This is a genomic window from Mycobacterium sp., assembly GCF_049683355.1.
Classification (GTDB): Bacteria; Actinomycetota; Actinomycetes; order Mycobacteriales; family Mycobacteriaceae; genus Mycobacterium.
Genome location: NZ_JBAUJB010000317.1, coordinates 1 through 15,907, shown reverse-complemented (window position 1 = coordinate 15,907; position 15,907 = coordinate 1). Strand labels below are relative to the sequence as shown.

At 68.4% G+C, this 15,907-nt stretch carries 14 protein-coding genes and 3 tRNA genes; 8 read left to right on the top strand and 9 right to left on the bottom strand.

Annotated elements, in window-relative coordinates; translation table 11 throughout:
• Nucleotides 1–3: 3 nt before the first annotated feature.
• The 8 genes from secE to WA944_RS18425 form a co-directional block, all read right to left on the bottom strand.
• Nucleotides 4–453, bottom strand: a complete 450-nt coding sequence (secE, locus tag WA944_RS18460) for a preprotein translocase subunit SecE (protein ID WP_526374103.1) — start codon at nt 451–453, stop codon at nt 4–6.
• Nucleotides 454–526: 73 nt separating this feature from the next.
• Nucleotides 527–599: transfer RNA gene (locus tag WA944_RS18455), tRNA-Trp, on the bottom strand.
• Between the two features lie 172 nt (nt 600–771).
• On the bottom strand, nt 772–1,281 hold the full coding sequence (gene hadC, locus WA944_RS18450) for a (3R)-hydroxyacyl-ACP dehydratase subunit HadC (RefSeq protein WP_526374104.1): 510 nt from the start codon (nt 1,279–1,281) through the stop codon (nt 772–774).
• A 12-nt stretch (nt 1,282–1,293) separates the two neighbouring features.
• Nucleotides 1,294–1,722, bottom strand: a complete 429-nt coding sequence (gene hadB / locus WA944_RS18445) for a (3R)-hydroxyacyl-ACP dehydratase subunit HadB (RefSeq protein ID WP_526374107.1) — start codon at nt 1,720–1,722, stop codon at nt 1,294–1,296.
• On the bottom strand, nt 1,709–2,188 hold the full coding sequence (gene hadA, locus WA944_RS18440) for a (3R)-hydroxyacyl-ACP dehydratase subunit HadA (RefSeq protein ID WP_526374105.1): 480 nt from the start codon (nt 2,186–2,188) through the stop codon (nt 1,709–1,711). Before hadA ends, hadB begins: the two co-directional genes overlap by 14 nt.
• 65 nt (nt 2,189–2,253) lie before the next feature.
• Nucleotides 2,254–2,421, bottom strand: coding sequence for a 50S ribosomal protein L33 (rpmG, locus tag WA944_RS18435; RefSeq protein ID WP_003929651.1), 168 nt, complete (start codon nt 2,419–2,421; stop codon nt 2,254–2,256).
• Nucleotides 2,422–2,466: 45 nt separating this feature from the next.
• Nucleotides 2,467–2,540 (bottom strand) — tRNA-Met (locus WA944_RS18430).
• Nucleotides 2,541–2,610: 70 nt separating this feature from the next.
• Nucleotides 2,611–2,683 (bottom strand) — tRNA-Thr (locus tag WA944_RS18425).
• Nucleotides 2,684–2,827: 144 nt separating this feature from the next.
• Between WA944_RS18425 and WA944_RS18420 the strand changes: the two genes are divergently transcribed.
• The 3 genes from WA944_RS18420 (at nt 2,828) to WA944_RS18410 (ending at nt 5,409) form a co-directional block, all read left to right on the top strand.
• Complete coding sequence (locus WA944_RS18420; protein ID WP_526609877.1) at nt 2,828–3,544, top strand: MBL fold metallo-hydrolase; 717 nt, start codon at nt 2,828–2,830, stop codon at nt 3,542–3,544.
• A 67-nt stretch (nt 3,545–3,611) separates the two neighbouring features.
• Nucleotides 3,612–4,322 (top strand): crotonase/enoyl-CoA hydratase family protein, encoded by a 711-nt coding sequence (locus WA944_RS18415; RefSeq protein WP_526372633.1) that lies wholly within the window; start codon nt 3,612–3,614, stop codon nt 4,320–4,322.
• Between the two features lie 94 nt (nt 4,323–4,416).
• The gene (locus WA944_RS18410) at nt 4,417–5,409 is read left to right on the top strand and encodes a magnesium transporter CorA family protein (protein WP_526372632.1); all 993 of its coding nucleotides are present in this window, start codon (nt 4,417–4,419) and stop codon (nt 5,407–5,409) included.
• On the opposite strand, the gene WA944_RS18405 is transcribed toward WA944_RS18410, so the two are convergent.
• Complete coding sequence (locus tag WA944_RS18405) at nt 5,387–6,490, bottom strand: NAD(P)/FAD-dependent oxidoreductase (RefSeq protein ID WP_526372631.1); 1,104 nt, start codon at nt 6,488–6,490, stop codon at nt 5,387–5,389. The genes WA944_RS18410 and WA944_RS18405 overlap by 23 nt on opposite strands.
• Before the next feature lie 108 nt (nt 6,491–6,598).
• Between WA944_RS18405 and WA944_RS18400 the strand changes: the two genes are divergently transcribed.
• The 5 genes from WA944_RS18400 (at nt 6,599) to recD (ending at nt 15,658) form a co-directional block, all read left to right on the top strand.
• A complete protein-coding gene (locus WA944_RS18400) occupies nt 6,599–7,003 on the top strand; it encodes a hypothetical protein (RefSeq protein WP_526372630.1) in 405 nt (134 codons plus the stop codon).
• 74 nt (nt 7,004–7,077) lie between these two features.
• Nucleotides 7,078–7,278, top strand: coding sequence for a DUF3060 domain-containing protein (locus tag WA944_RS18395; protein WP_526372629.1), 201 nt, complete (start codon nt 7,078–7,080; stop codon nt 7,276–7,278).
• Nucleotides 7,279–7,317: 39 nt separating this feature from the next.
• Nucleotides 7,318–10,623, top strand: a complete 3,306-nt coding sequence (gene recC, locus WA944_RS18390; RefSeq protein ID WP_526647210.1) for an exodeoxyribonuclease V subunit gamma — start codon at nt 7,318–7,320, stop codon at nt 10,621–10,623.
• Nucleotides 10,623–13,943 (top strand): exodeoxyribonuclease V subunit beta, encoded by a 3,321-nt coding sequence (gene recB, locus WA944_RS18385; protein WP_526374941.1) that lies wholly within the window; start codon nt 10,623–10,625, stop codon nt 13,941–13,943. The genes recC and recB overlap by 1 nt, the downstream gene beginning before the upstream one ends.
• Nucleotides 13,940–15,658 (top strand): exodeoxyribonuclease V subunit alpha, encoded by a 1,719-nt coding sequence (gene recD, locus WA944_RS18380; protein WP_526374939.1) that lies wholly within the window; start codon nt 13,940–13,942, stop codon nt 15,656–15,658. The genes recB and recD overlap by 4 nt, the downstream gene beginning before the upstream one ends.
• Nucleotides 15,659–15,907 lie beyond the last annotated feature (249 nt).

Genomic DNA, 15,907 nt, shown 5'->3' with positions numbered 1-15,907 from the left:
GGGTCAGCCGAACACCATCGTCACGAGCTTGGCCAGACCCAGGTCGGTGAACCCGATCAGCGCCACCATGAACGCGAGGAACAACAGCACGACCGTGGTGTAGGTGACCATCTGCTTGCGGTTCGGCCAGATGACCTTGCGCAGCTCGCCGATGACTTCCTGCAGGTAGTTCAGGACAAACGCGAAGGGGTTGCGCGACGGCCCGTCCTTGGGCTTCTTGGCGGTCCTCTTGGGCCCGCCACCCTTGCCTCCGTCGTCGCCACCGCCCGAACTGTCCGTCTCCGGCGCCCCATCGGAGTCGGCTGCGTCGGATTCGGTCACCGCACCGCGCCGCGACCGCTTGCCGGTGGGCCGCTGCGGCCGCGTCACGACCGCCGTCTGGCTACCGTTGTCACCGCTGTCGGGCCCGGTACCGGTGTCTGCGGAGCCGGCACCTTCGCGCTCGTCGCTCACCGCATGCTTCCTTTTCTGCTCGTATGGTCTCGTGTGCTCACCTTCCAGTGTGCACTTGTCGACTATTCAGTTGCAGGGGCGACAGGACTTGAACCTGCAACCTGCGGTTTTGGAGACCGCTGCTCTGCCAGTTGAGCTACGCCCCTTCATAGCGGGTCAGGGGCCCACACAATTCGCGCGCTCCCCGTTCGGTCGATCTGGGCCGACGGACAGCGCGCTGGACTGGGAAAACCCCGAGGACCGAGTGTACCGTGCCCTCGGTCTGAGTTACTAATCCGGTCTGGTCCGGTCTGGGCCTGTTGGTGCCCGACTGGTCCGTCACTCGCCGGCGGCCTTGCGGACCACCTGACCGGTCTCAGGATCCCACTTCACCGAGATCGAGTTGTCGCCTTCGTGGCCCATCAGCGTCGTGTAGGACTCCATCACCACCTCGCCGTCCGGCCGGGCGACGACGTTGCGGGTGGTGACGATGTCGGCGCCGAAGCGTTCGTCGACCGTCTCGATGTACATGGTCCCGGTGAGTTCGTCACCGGCCTTGATCGGCTGATGGAACAGGAACTTCTGGTCGACCTGCACGATCTGCATCGTTTCCAGGCCGACGTCGACGTTCTGGAAGAAGTGGTTCTGGATCATCACCGCGAAGATCGACATGAAGGTCGGCGACGCGATGATTCCGTCGTGTCCGAGCGCGGCGGCCGCGTCCTCGTCGTGAGATGCCGGGTCGGCGGCCTTCACGGCTTTTGCGTACTGCCGGACCTGTTCGCGGCCGACGACGTAGGTGTCGGGGTATTTCCAGACCATTCCCCGAATGTCTGTCTTCAGAGCCATGTCAGCACCCGCTCAGGCCAGCTTGGCGTTGGCGATTGCGCGGCCGAAGATCTTCTTGCCCCCGGAAGTGGCGCTGATCGCGATCACGATCGTCTTGGTCTCGGGATCAACCGCTTTCACGCGTCCGTTGAAGACGATCTCGGCGCCCTTGCCGTCGTTGGGCACCGGCACCACGGCCGTGAACCGCACGTTGTACTCGGTGACAGCGCCGGGGTCGCCGACCCACGACGTGACGTAGCCGCCGCCGAGCCCCATGGTGAGCATGCCGTGGGCGATCGCGGTGTCCAGGCCGACCTGCTTGGCGATCTCGTCGTCCCAGTGGATCGGGTTGAGGTCACCGGACACCCCGGCGTAGTTGACGAGGTCACCCCTGGTCAAGGGGATGATCTTCTCGGGCAGCTGATCGCCGACCTTGACCGAACTGAACTCACGCAGTGCCATCTTGGAAGCCACTCTTTCCGTCTTCTTCGCTACGTCCCGCCAGGGTGGTGTAGCTCTCCTGCACGATGTCGCCGTCGGCGTTGCTGATGATGTTCTTGGTGGTGATGATGTCGGTGCCGTGGGCTTTGCGGATCGAATCGATGTACACGTCGCAGTACAGCCGGTCGCCGGCCTTGATCGGCCTGAGGTACTTGAGTACCTGGTCGACCTGCACGATCTGGGCATCGGTGATGCCGATGTTGGCGGCGGCGAACATCGCCGACTGCGCCTGGTAACCGAACACCGAGATGAACGTCAACGGGGCGAGCAGGGCGTCGTAACCGAGGTCGGCGGTCGCGTTCTCGTCGACGAACGCAGCGTCGTCGTTCTTGACCGCTACGGCGTACTCGCGGATCTTCTCGCGGCCGACGTCGTAGTGGTCGGGATAGCGGAAGTGCAGCCCGACGTAATCGTCCAGAAAAAACACCAGATGAACCTACCTAGTCGAGCTCAGCAACCGCGGATCGACGGCTCCCGGCCCGGTCGTCCCGCTCAGCGCGACTCTTTGTGGGCCTGGTGCTTGCCGCAGTTCGGGCAGAACTTCTTGATCTCGAGCCGGTCGGGATCGTTGCGACGGTTCTTCTTGGTGATGTAGTTGCGGTGCTTGCACACCTCGCACGCCAAAGTGATCTTCGGCCGAACGTCTGTACTGGACGCCACGTCAGGTGCCTCTTTCTCAAAACTCGGTCAATCTCGTACTGCGTGTAGCGGTGGGGGGGCTCGATCCCCCGACCTCACGATTATGAGTCGTGCGCTCTAACCAGCTGAGCTACACCGCCCCGATGGGCGCGGTTCGGCGCACCGCTAGGAGCTTGTCTCCCGTCGCTTCGCTCGCCCCGCTGTCCACCGAGCCCCCTAACGGAATCGAACCGTTGACCTTTTCCTTACCATGGAAACGCTCTGCCGACTGAGCTAAGGGGGCATTGGTGCCTTGCTTGGGTACTGCAGCCCACCGCCGAGCGATGGGCCTTAAAGAGGGTACATTCTCAGCGTTTGCCACGCCAAACCGCTGGTCACTGCGGGGGCCATCGCGTCCCCTCGGTCCCGGGTGCATACGCTGAACGCCATGGCTGACTCGGACCGCCTCTATTTCAGGCAGCTGCTCTCGGGTCGCGATTTCGCGGCCGGCGACATGATCGCCCAGCAGATGCGCAACTTCGCCTATCTCATCGGAGACCGCCAGACCGGCGACACCGTGGTGGTGGATCCCGCCTACGCCGCCCAGGACCTGGTGGACGCGCTGGAGTCGGACGGCATGCACCTGTCGGGGGTGCTCGTCACCCACCACCACCCCGACCATGTCGGCGGCTCGATGATGGGTTTCGAGCTCAAGGGCCTCGCGGAGCTGCTGGAACGTGTCAGCGTGCCGGTCCACGTCAACACCCACGAAGCGGATTGGGTTTCGCGGGTCACCGGGATCGCGCCGAGCGAGCTGACGTCACATCAGCACGGCGACAAGGTCAGCGTCGGCGACATCGACATCGAGCTGCTGCACACGCCGGGCCACACCCCCGGCAGCCAGTGCTTCCTGCTCGACGGCCGGCTCGTCGCCGGCGACACGCTTTTCCTGGAGGGCTGCGGCCGCACCGACTTCCCCGGCGGCGACGCCGACGAGATGTTCCGCAGCCTGCAGGCGCTCGCGCAGCTGCCCGGCGATCCCACCGTCTTCCCCGGACACTGGTACTCCGCGGAGCCGAGCGCTCAGCTCTCGGAGGTCCGAAGCACCAACTACGTCTACCGCGCCAGCAATCTGGACCAGTGGCGCATGTTGATGGGCGGCTGACCGGCCCGATCTCACCGAGCGGCGCGCTGTTAGGTTCGATCCGCCGAACCGGCCCGACAGGAGGACCATGACCAGCACTGTTTCCTACGAGCTCGCGGAAACAGAAGACCGAGTGGCCACCATCACCCTCGATGACGGCAAGGTCAACGTGCTGGGGCCGGCCATGCAGGGCGCCATCAACGAGGCACTCGACCGGGCCGAGGCCGACGCCGCGAAAGCGGTGGTGCTGGCGGGCAACTCCCGGGTGTTCAGCGGCGGGTTCGACCTGGCGGTGTTCCAGTCCGGGGACGCCGCCGCGGCGCACGGGATGCTCGCGGGCGGCTTCGAACTGTCGGTGCGGACGCTGACGTTCCCGGTGCCGGTGATCATCGCGGCGACCGGGCCCGCGATCGCGATGGGCTCGTTCCTGTTGCTGTCGGCCGACCACCGCGTCGGAGCGCCGAAGTCGCGCTGCCAGGCCATCGAGGTGGCGATCGGGATGGCCATCCCGATCTCGGCGATCGAGATCATCCGGATGCGGCTGACCCCGGCGGCATTCCACCGAGGGACAGCGCTGGCCTCGACTTTCGTCGGCGACGACGCGATCGCCGCGGGCTGGCTCGACGAGATCGTGGAGGCCGATCAGGTCCTCACCCGCGCCCGGCAGGTGGCCGCGGAAGCCGCGACGACGCTGAACGCCGGCGCGCACCTCGCGACCAAGCTCAAGGCCAGGCAGTCCGCGCTGGACGCCATCCGGGCCGGGATCGACGGCCTGGCAACCGAGTTCACGCTCGGCTGACTTCGCCGCGAAATAGCATTCCTGGTCGTGAAATCAGCCCGCTGCGCAGCCATGGCTTCACACTCGCCGCGCAGCCGGCTGCAATGATGATCCAGTGACCCACGTCCGAGGCCGAATCTGGCGCGACGGCAACGCCCAGGACGATTTCGAGTTCTCCGCGATCTCGGACTGCCTGGCATCCGACGACACCCTGGTGTGGTGTGACATCTACGACCCCGACCACGCCATCCTGAAAGATCTCGCTCAGGAGTTACATCTGAACTCCTGGGCGGTCGAGGACGCGATCGCCGTCGCCGAACGCACCAAGGCCGCAGCCTACAAGACGCACACGTTCTTCACCGTCTACGCAGTCACCGTCCGTACTCCCCCGCCCGAGGACGCGTCCGAGTCGACACTGGAAACCCATCGGATCTCCGCGTTCGTCCTGCCTCGCGGGTTGATCACCGTCCGGCTGTCGCCGGACTTCGACATCGACCAGGTCTCACGGCGCTTCGACGAACTCGGCGGGCAGGAACACGGTGTCGGCTCTCTGGTGCATGGCCTGCTCGACGTCGTGGTCGACGGGCACTTTGATGCCGTCCAGTGCCTCGATGACGGGATCGAGAGCCTCGAAGACGACCTGTTCTCCGATCAGGCACCGCGGGGTGGGCTGCAGCGCAAGACGTTTCAGCTCCGCAAGGATCTTGTCGCGTTGCGGCGGGTGGTGCTGCCGATGCGTGAGGTGGTGACGCTGATCCAGCACCGCAGGATGGACGCCAGGACCGCGATCGAGCTCGACCCCGTCTACGCCGACCTCTACGACCATGTGCTGAGGGTGTCGGAGTGGACCGAATCGCTGCGCGACATGGTGACGACGGTGTTCGAAACGAACCTGTCGCTGCAGGACGCCCGCCTGAACATGGTGATGAAGAAGCTGACGGGGTGGGCGGCGATCATCGCCGTGCCGACGGCGATCACCGGCTTCTACGGCCAGAATGTGCTCTATCCCGGGATAGACACCGCCGGCGGCTTCGTGGTGAGCACGGCGATCATCGCCGTGCTGGTGATCGTGCTGTATGTGATGTTCAAGAAGCGGGACTGGCTGTAGCTTCCAGAGTGCCGACGACGCGGCCTTCGAAGTGGTAGGTCGCGGAGGATCCGTTGCGCCGGTCGACCAGGCGGCATGAGGCATCCGGGGAGTTCCAGCCACGGTACTCGAGCGTGAACTTGCCGATCTCGCAGGAGAATCCGGAGACCTTGTCCCAGGACGCCGGGTAGCCGGCCGCCGTGAGCCCGGCGACGAGCCCTTGCTGCGCGGCATCGCGCCAGTGTTCGGAGACGACCCGACGGCCCGCTGCCACATTGTGTGCCAACGTGATATCGCCTGCGGCGTAGACGTTTCGGGCCGACGTGCGCATGTGTTCGTCGACGACGACGTGCCCACCCTCGGTCTCGAGACCGGCTGCGGCGGCGAGCCGGATGTCCGGACGGACTCCGGTCGCACCGACGACGACGTCACCGTCGACCGTCTCGCCGGTGGTCAGGACCACACCGGAGTGCTTGACGGCGGCCACCGTGCTCGCCCCGATGAACCGGACCCCGGCGTCCGAGAGCATCTTGACCACCCGCTCGCCTACATAGACGCCGAACCTGCGCTTCAGCGGCACGGTTTCGGGGGCGACGAGGGTGGTTGCGACGCCGAGTCCGGCCAGACATGCCGCGGCTTCACAACCGATCAGACCGGCGCCTACCACCACCGCCGTCTCGGCGTGCCGCGCCGCCATCTTCAGCGCGACCGCATCGGCGAAGGTCCGCAGTGGTTGGGCGAGTTCTCCGCCGGGCACCTTCAGGGGCACCGGTGCCGACCCGGTGGCCAGCAGCAGGTGCCAGTAGGGGTGGCGCACGCCGCCCGCGGTGATGACCTGCTGGGCCCCGACGTCGATGCGCTCGATGGTGACGCCACGGATGAGTTCGACGTTGTTGCGGTCGAACCAGCCGGCGCTGTGGAGATCGAGGTTGGGCTGGCGCCCGCACAGATACCCCTTGCTCAGGGGCGGTTTGGCGTAGGGCAGCGCCGGATCGGCCGACAGTATGCGCACAGGGATATGGCGGTGTCTGCTACGGAACGTCTCAGCTGCGCTGATGCCCGCGGGACCACTGCCGATGGCGAGAAAACCCGGTGCCGCCATGGTCTGTGGGTACCACGCCGACCGGTCGCCGAACCCCGCTGCGGGCAACTGTCAGCCTTCGGACATATCCGCCGTCGGCCTGCAACCGTTGAGCTGGGACGATCACGTGTGCAAACATCTGCGGATGGAGCCAGACGGGGATCCGGAAGCCGTATCCGGGATCTCGAGCGTCCACTCGCCGACCAGGCCGACGCCAGCGAGTTGGGCACCCGGCCGTATGAGGCCACACCGGCGGTGGACGTGCCCGTCACGTACCCGCAGTACGGTTCGCCGTACTACTCCCCGCCGCAGCGGGTGGTGCACAAGCGGCCCCAGACGGCGCTGTGGCTGGTCCCGCTGATCGTCGTCGGCGTCGTCGGGTTCGGCATCGTGGGCTTCGTCGCGTTCTTCAACCTCACCGGTTCGGGCAGCGACGCGCCCGTACGGCCGGGTCCGCCCGGTATCGCCGGCGGAGGTGGTTCCGTCGACCCCCGCGCGCACAGCCCCGCGTCGACCCGACCGACGACGTCCTGACGGTTGCAGCCGGCGGTTCGCTGAGCATCGGCGGGGTCGAACAGCGCAAGACGGTGGTGTGCGATCGGGGCTCGGTGAGCGTCAGCGGCGTCACCAACACCATCGAGATCCAGGGCCCCTGTGCCAGCGTCTCGGTGTCCGGCATGGACAACATCGTCACGGTCGACAGCGCCGAGACCATCACCGCGTCCGGCTTCGACAACCAGGTCACCTACCGCAGCGGCAACCCGGAGATCTCGAAGTCCGGTCGCGGCAACATCGTCGAACAGGGCTGAGCGCCGGCCGAGACCGGCAGCGCCGTAATGTGGCCGCCGATGGCACTTCACCTCCATCGTGCCGACCGCACCGACCTTCTCGCCGACGGCCTCGGCGAGTTGCTTGCCACGCCGCTGCCCGATCCGTTCGCCGAGGAGCTCGTGCTGGTGTCCGCGCGGGGCATGGAGCGCTGGCTCAGCCAGCGGCTCTCCCACGTGCTGGGCCGGGGGCCCCACGCCGACGACGGCGTTTGTGCGGGGGTGACGTTCCGGCATCCGCGGTCGCTGATCGCGGAGATCACCGGGGTGGCCGACGAGGACCCGTGGTCGGCGGATGCGACGGTGTGGCCCTTGCTCGAAGTGATCGACAGCGCCCTCGACGAGCCGTGGTGCACCGCGCTGGCCGCCCACCTCGGGCACTTCGAGTCCGGCGAGGAGAAGGAGCTGCGCCAGGGCCGGCGCTATGCCGTTGCGCGGCGCCTCGCCGGTCTGTTCGCCTCTTACGCGCGGCAACGTCCGCAGCTGCTCGCCGACTGGCTTGCCGGCGACACCGCCGGCCTCGACCCGGACCTGCGGTGGCAGCCCGAGCTCTACCGCGCCCTCCTGGACCGCGTGGACGCCGACCCGCCGTCCGTTCGGCATGCCAAAACCGTTGCCCGTCTTCAGGAGTCGCCCACCGACTTGCCGCATCGACTGTCGCTGTTCGGGCACACCCGGCTGCCCCTCACGGAGATCGAGTTGCTGCACGCGTTGAGCGTGCACCACGACCTGCACCTGTGGTTGCCGCATCCCAGTGACGCACTGTGGCAGAGCCTGCGGGACGTCCACGGCGCCGTCGCCCGCCGTGACGACACGTCCCACCGCGCCGCGGGGCACCCCCTGCTCGCGACGCTCGGTCGCGACCTGCGCGAGCTGCAGCGTGGACTGCCTGTCAACCCGAAGACCGACGAGTGCCTCAACGCGGCGGCCGACTCGCCGACCCGGGGCGGCACGTTGCTGGAGTGGCTGCAGTCCGACATCGCCGCCAACGCCGTCCGCGCCGCAGGCCGCACCCTCTCACCCGACGATCGCTCGGTGCAGGTGCACAGCAGCCACGGCCCGGCCCGGCAGATCGACGTGTTGCGCGAGGTACTGCTGGGTCTGCTGGCCGACGACCCCACCCTGGAACCACGCGACATCCTCGTGATGTGCCCGGACATCGAGACCTACGCACCGTTGATCGTTGCCGGCTTCGGCCTCGGCGACGTCGTCCCCGGTGCGCACCCGGCGCACCAGCTGCGGGTCAAGCTCGCCGACCGCGCGCTCACCCAGACCAACCCGCTGCTCGGTGTGGCGCGCCAACTGCTCGGTCTGGCCGGTGGACGCGCCACCGCCAGCGAGGTGCTGAACCTGGCCGAGTCCGCGCCCGTGCGTTCCCGTTTCGGCTTCAGCGACGACGACCTGGACGCCATGGGCGAATGGGTGCGCGAGGCCAACATCCGCTGGGGTTTCGATTCGGCCCACCGCCGACCGTACGGGGTGGACTTCGTGCAGAACACCTGGCGGTTCGGCATCGACAGGGTGCTGGCCGGGGTGGCGATGTCCGACGATTCGCACGCCTGGCTGGACACCACGTTGCCCCTCGACGATGTCGGCAGCAACCGGGTCGAGCTCGCCGGGCGAATGGCCGAGTACATCGAACGGCTCCACGTCGTCGTCGAATGCCTTTCCGGTACACAGTCTCTCAGCGACTGGCTGAGTGCACTCGCATCCGGGATCACGCTGCTGACCAGCGTCGCCGACAGCGACGCCTGGCAGTCCAGCCAGGTCCAGCGTGAGTTCCGCGACGTGTTCGCCACTGCCGGGACCCGTGCCGGCGCGGTGCTGCGGCTGTCCGACATCCGGGCGCTGCTGGGTCGCCACCTCGCAGGCCGGCCGACGCGCGCCAACTTCCGCACCGGCACCCTGACGGTCTGCACCATGGTGCCGATGCGCTCGGTGCCCCACAGGGTGGTGTGCCTGGTCGGACTCGACGACGGGGTGTTCCCGCGCCTGGGCGTCGTGGACGGGGACGACGCGTTGGCCCGTGACCCGATGACCGGCGAACGCGACATCCGTTCCGAGGACCGGCAGTTGCTGCTCGATGCGATCGGCGCCGCCACCGAGAAGCTGGTGATCACCTACACCGGCTCCGACGAACAGACCGGACAGCGCAAGCCGCCGGCGGTGCCGGTGATGGAATTGCTGGACACCCTCGACGTCACCACTCCACAGCAGGCCCGGGATCAGGTGCTGGTGGAACACCCGTTGCAGCCGTTCGACATTCGCAACGTCACCCCTGGGGCGTTGAACATGCCCGCCGGCCAGCCGTTCACCTTCGACCGGACCACCCTGATCGCCGCCGAGGTCGCCGCCGGTGAACGCGCGCAGCGTCCGTCGCTGCTCGGGAGACCGCTGCCGGCGCCGGCGCCGGACGACGTCGAACTCGACGACCTGATCGGCTTCTTCCGCGACCCGGTCAAGGGATTCTTCCGCGCGCTGGACTTCACGCTGCCGTGGGACGTCGACCCCACCGAGGACGCGATGCCGGTCGAGATCGACGCTCTGCAGGAGTGGAAGGTCGGCGACCGGATGCTCGACGACATGCAGCGCGGCATGCACCCCAGGGACGCACAACAGGCCGAGTGGCGACGCGGCTCACTGCCCCCGGGCCAGCTCGGCTGGCGCAAGGCGCAGGAGATCCGTGAGCAGGCCGCGGCGCTGGCCGTCGCCGCGTACCGACACCGCACGCAGCCGCCGCACGCGCACGACGTCGACATCGACGTCGGCAACGGCCGGCGGGTGACCGGGACCGTTCCCGGGGTCCACGGTGACCGGCTGGTCTCGGTCACGTATTCCAAACTCGACGGTCGGCACCTGGTCGCGTCCTGGATCCGGTTGCTGGCGTTGACCGCTCGCGACCCCGGCAGCGAGTGGGTTGCGGTGTGCATCGGACGGGCCAGGCGCGGCGGCCGGCCGCGGGTCCGGATGCTCGGCGCGCCCCAGGTGCCGGCGGCCGGCGTGCTCGCCGATCTGGTGGCGATCTACGACGCCGGTCGCCGTGAGCCGGTCCCGCTGCCACTCAAGACGTCCTATGCGTGGGCGGAGACGCGCCGCACCGGCGGCTTCCCGAATCGTCAGGCGGGCTTCAAGTGGAACACCGGCAGGTTCCCGGGGGAGAACGAAGAACCCGCACACCAGCGCGTGTGGGGGTACAACTCCAAGCTCGAAATCCTGCTGGAGCCGGTGCGTGCCGGTGAGGAGTACGACGGTGAGACCACCCGGCTGGGCGCGTACGCCGCGCGGCTGTGGCTGCCGATGCTGCAGGCGGAGAGAGACCCCGACTGATGAAGACATTCGACCTTCTGGGTCCGCTACCGGCGCCGGAGTCCACGACGGTGCTGGAGGCCAGCGCCGGGACCGGGAAGACGTTCGCACTGGCCGGCCTGGTGACACGCTATCTCGCCGAGGGGCAGGCGACGCTGGATCAGATGCTGCTCATCACCTTCAGCAAGGCCGCCAGCCAGGAACTGCGCGAACGGGTCCGGCAACAGATCCTGGGCGCGGTGCTGGCGTTCGGCGACCCGTCGACCGTAGGGGACAACCAGCTGGTCGCCCACCTGCTCGAGGGCACCGACGAGCAACTGCGCGATCGGGAACTACGGCTGCGCGACGCTCTCGCCGGTTTCGACGCCGCGACGATCGCGACTACGCACCAGTTCTGCCATCTCGTCCTCAAATCGCTTGGCGTGGCCGGTGATACCGATGCGGGTGTGACCCTGGCCGAGAGCCTCGACGATCTGGTGGCCGAGATCGTCGACGACCTCTACCTGGCCTACTTCGGCCGGCAACGCGACGACCCGCCGCTGTCGCGCGGTGATGCCCTGGACCTGGCCCGTGCCGTCGTGCAGAACCCGAGTGCCGAACTGCGTCCGGTGGCTCCACCGGCGGGCACCGGAGCCGCGGTCCGCGTCGACTTCGCCGCCGCCGTGTGCGAGGAGCTGGAGCGCCGCAAACGCAAGCGCGGCATCCTCGGTTACGACGACCTGCTGAGCCGGCTGGCCACCGCGCTGGAGTCCGCCGACTCCCCCGCCCGGGTCCGCATGCACCGGCGCTGGTCGATCGTCATGGTCGACGAGTTCCAGGACACCGACCCGGTGCAGTGGCAGGTGATCGACCGGGCATTCGGTGGCCGCTCCACGTTGATCCTCATCGGCGACCCGAAGCAGGCCATCTACGCGTTCCGCGGCGGCGACATCGCCACCTACCTGCACGCGGCCGGCACCGCCGGGGAACGCCAGACACTGGGCACCAACTGGCGAAGTGACGCGGTGCTCGTCGACTCCCTGCAGGCCGTGCTCCGCGGCGCCGAGCTCGGCAACCGCGACATCGTGGTGCGCCCGGTCTCGGCGTATCACCGCGGCCACCGGTTGGCCGGCGCCCTGCACAACGACCCGTTCCGGCTGCGGGTCGTCTCCCGCGACACCGTCCGCACCCGGCAGGACAAGACGATCTCCATCGACCAACTGCGCAACCACATTCCGCGGGACCTCGCCGCCGACATCGCCGCGTTGCTGGCCAGCGGAGCCACCTACGACGGCCGCCCGATCCGGGCCGGCGACATCGCGGTGATCGTCGAGATCCACAAGGACGGCCGGCCGTGCTTCGATGCGCTCACCGCCGCGGGCATCCCGACGGTGTACACCGGCGATTCCGACGTCTTCCGCTCCGACGCCGCCGACGACTGGTTGTGCCTGCTCGAGGCGTTCGACCAACCGCATCGCACCGGCTTGATCAGGGCTGCGGCCACCACGATGTTCTTCGGTCACACCGCCGAAGACCTTGCCGCACAGGGCGAGGCCCTCACCGACCGGGTGACGGACAAGGTCCGCGAGTGGGCCGACCATGTCCGCGAGCGCGGCGTCGCGGCCGTGTTCGAGGCCGCGCAGCTCGCCGGAATGGGGCGGCGGGTGCTGTCGTGGACCGACGGTGAGCGGCAGATGACCGACCTGGCACACATGACGCAGGTGCTGCACGACACCGCCCATCGCGAACACCTCAGTTTGCCCGCGCTGCGTGACTGGTTGCGCACCAACCGCGAAGAGCGCACCGGCGCCGCCGAACGCAACCGTCGCCTCGACAGCGATGCCGCCGCGGTGCAGATCATGACGGTGTACGCGAGCAAGGGTCTGCAGTACCCGGTGGTGTATCTGCCGTTCGCGTTCAACCGCAACATCCGGACCAACGAAGCGGTGCTGTTCCACGACGGCACCCGACGGTGTCTGCACATCGGGGGAGAGACCAGCCCGGACTGCGCCGAGGTGACCGAGCTCGGGCGACGGGAGACCGCGTCCAACGACATCCGGCTCACCTACGTCGCGCTCACCCGCGCGCAGTCCCAGGTGGTGGCATGGTGGGCGCCGTCATGGGATGAACCGAACGGCGGGCTGTCGCGGCTGCTTCGGGGCCGCGCTCCAGGTGACCCGGTGGTACCGGACCGGTGTGAACCGGCGACGCTGGATGACGCCGATGCGATGGCGGCGCTGCGGGCCTGGTCCGACCAGGGCGGCCCGGTGCTCGAGGACTCGGTGGTGACCCCCGGAGTCGAGGTCGAACTGCCCCTTGCCCCTTCAGATCTGGATGTGCGCCGATTTCGTCGACAGATCGACATCTCGTGGCGACGCACGTCGTACTCCGGGTTGATCCGCGCCGCCGAGACGTCCGGCGGGGTCTCCAGCGAACCCGAGATCGTCGAACTCGACGACGAGGTCGGTGACATACCGGTGGCGGAGCCGCCGCACGCTGAAGTGGCAGAACCGGCCGAGGCCGGGGTGGCGGCCGTCCCGTCGCCGATGGCCGACCTGCCGATGGGGGCGAAGTTCGGCACGCTGGTGCATGCGGTGCTGGAGACCGCCGATCCGTTCGCACCCGATCTGAGCACCGAACTCGAAGCCCAGATCCGCGAGCACTCGGTGTGGTGGCCGGTCGACGTGCCGGCCGAGGACCTCGCCGCGGCGTTGGTGCCGATGCACGACACACCGCTGGGCCCGCTGGCACCCGGGGTCACGCTGCGGCAGATCGGTATGCGGGATCGGTTGCGGGAGATGGAGTTCGAGTTTCCGCTCGCCGGTGGTGACATCCGGGACGACGGGCCACGGATCTCGCTGGCCGATGTGGGACGGTTGTTCCGGCATTACGTCCCGGCCGACGACCCGCTGGCCCCCTATGTGGAGCGGCTGACGAACGGCGCCCTCGCCGAGCAGTCGTTGCGGGGTTATCTCACCGGTTCGCTCGACGTCGTGGTGCGGGTCGGCGAGACCTACCTCGTCGCCGACTACAAGACCAACTGGCTGGGTGAGCCCGAGATGCCGCTGACCTCGGCCGATTACGGGCACGCGAGGCTGGCCGAGGCGATGCTGCACTCCGACTACCCGCTGCAGGCACTGCTGTACTGCGTCGTGCTACACCGCTTCCTGCGGTGGCGACAACCCGGTTACACGCCGGAGCGGCATCTGGGCGGGGTGCTGTACCTGTTCGTCCGCGGGATGTGTGGCGAGGCGACGCCCGTCGTCGACGGCCATCCCGCCGGGGTGTTCAGCTGGAAGCCGCCGGCGCCGATGATCGTCGACCTCTCGGACCTGCTCGGCGCCGGGACGGTGACACCGTGACTGTCCAACCCGCCGCCGCAACCGGACTGCTCGGCGCGTTCACCGACGCAGAGGTGCTCGAGGCGGCCGACTTTCACGTCGCGCGCCGCCTCACCGCGTTGGCCGGGGACACCGACGAGCGCGTCGCGCTGGCGGTCGCGTTTGTGGTGCGCGCCCTGCGGGCGGGGTCGGTGTGTGTCGATCTGACCTCGATCGCCGCACAGGTCACGATGCCGGAACTGCCGTGGCCGTCCCCCGACGAGTGGCTGACCGCGGTGCGGGCCAGCCCGCTGGCCGGCACGCCACCGGTGCTGCGGCTGCTGGGCCACGATACGGGGCAGTTGTTGTACCTCGACCGCTACTGGCTCGAGGAGCAGCAGGTCTGTGATGACGTGCTGTCGTTGCTGGCCTCGACACCACCAGACGACACCGTGCCCAGCCTCGAGCGGTTGTTCCCGGCCGGCTGGGAGGAGCAGCGCGCCGCCGCCGAAGTCGCACTGGCACAATCACTCACGGTGCTGACCGGCGGGCCGGGCACCGGCAAGACCACCACGGTGGCGCGGCTGCTGGCGCTGCTGGCCGAGCAGACGTCGCTGGCAGCCAAGCCGCCGTTGCGGATCGCGCTGGCGGCGCCCACGGGCAAGGCCGCGGCGAGGCTGCTGGAGGCTGTCCAGCTGGAGGTCGACCAACTCGACCAGGGTGACCGGGACCGGTTGCCGCAGTTGCGGTCGTCGACGTTGCACAGGCTGCTGCGGCCGCAGCCGGGCAGCTCGTCGCGGTTTCGGCACCACCGCGAGAACCGGCTGCCCCACGACGTCATCGTCGTCGATGAGACGTCGATGGTGTCGCTGACGCTGATGGCCCGGCTGCTCGAGGCGGTGCGCCCGGACAGCCGGCTGCTGCTGGTCGGCGATGCCGATCAGCTGGCATCGGTGGAAGCCGGTGCGGTGCTGGCGGATCTGGTCGACGGGCTCGGTGGCCGCGACGACGTGCGCGTCGCCGCGCTGCAGACGTCGCACCGGTTCGGCGAGTCGATCGGGGCCCTGGCTTCGGCCATCCGCGACGGCGACGCCGACCGGGTGATCAACCTGCTGGCTGCCGGCGGGGAGAACATCGAATGGCTCGACAGCGACGCGCCCGGTGACCGGCTGCGCAAAGTGCTGCTCCCCCACGCGCTGCGGCTGCGGGAGGCGGCGATCCTCGGCGACGGCGAGGCGGGGCTGGCGACCCTGGATGAGCATCGGCTGCTGTGTGCGCACCGGCGCGGGCCGTACGGCGTGCACTACTGGAACCGGCAGATCGAGCGGTGGCTCACCGACGCCACAGGTGAGCCGATCTGGACCGACTGGTACGCCGGTCGGCCGGTTCTTGTCACGGCGAACGATTACGGACTGGGTTTGTACAACGGGGACACCGGGGTGACGGTGGTGCGCGCGAGCGGGCTGTGCGCAGTGGTCGGATCGGGTGCGGGGCCGCGTGAGTTCGCGACCGGCCGGCTCCCCGAGGTCGACACTCTGCACGCGATGACGATTCACAAGAGCCAGGGCAGCCAGTGCGACGAGATCACCGTGCTGTTGCCGCAGGAACAGTCGCGGCTGCTGACCCGCGAGCTGTTCTACACGGCGGTGACGCGGGCGAAGAAGCGGGTACGGGTGGTCGGCTCGGAGTCGGCCATCCGCGAGGCGATCTCGCGACGGGTGGTGCGCGCCTCCGGCCTGGCTCACCGGCTGCGCTAGCTCCCCGCCGGACGGGTTCTGCCAGGGTCGATCAATTTCTGCCAGCGGAAATCATCCCTGCTCGGCCCTGGTTGGACCGGTCAGATCACCACGGTCGACCACATAGGGAATGAGCAGAACAATGAAGAACCTCACCGCCGCCACCGCCGCCACCGCCATCGCCGCCGGATTCACCGCCGCCTTCATCGGACTGGCCGGCCCCGCCGCCGCCGCCCCTTCCGGCTCCGGCAGCGCCGCCGACACCATCGC